Consider the following 306-nt stretch of genomic DNA (forward strand, 5'->3'; position numbering starts at 1 on the left):
TCGGAGGACATTCTCTGCGGGCGACAACGCTTGTCAGTCGGATACGTAAAGTGCTTCACGTAGATTTTCCACTGAAGGATGTCTTTGTTTATTCGACGATAGAAGAGTTGGCTCAAGCGATTGCAAACCTGACGCAGCTTTCGTTCTCTTCAATCCCTAAGGCAGAGAAAAGCGACTATTACCCGCTATCTTCCGCGCAAAAAAGGTTGTTCATCCTTCAACAGCTTGAGGGGGGGGACCAAAGTTACACCATGCCGGGAGCTTTGCTGCTGGAACGTGCGCTGGACCGGCATCGATTCGAAGAAG

The 306-nt window shown here is 50.3% G+C and carries 1 protein-coding gene; it reads left to right on the forward strand.

The window, feature by feature from the left end; translation table 11 throughout:
- The coding region (locus tag KVT34_RS30080) for a phosphopantetheine-binding protein (protein WP_217563276.1) at positions 1-306 on the forward strand (306 nt) is incomplete at both ends.

It is taken from the genome of Paenibacillus sp. GbtcB18 (genome assembly GCF_019091125.1).
In the GTDB taxonomy this organism is placed as follows: Bacteria; Bacillota; Bacilli; order Paenibacillales; family NBRC-103111; genus Paenibacillus_F; species Paenibacillus_F chitinolyticus.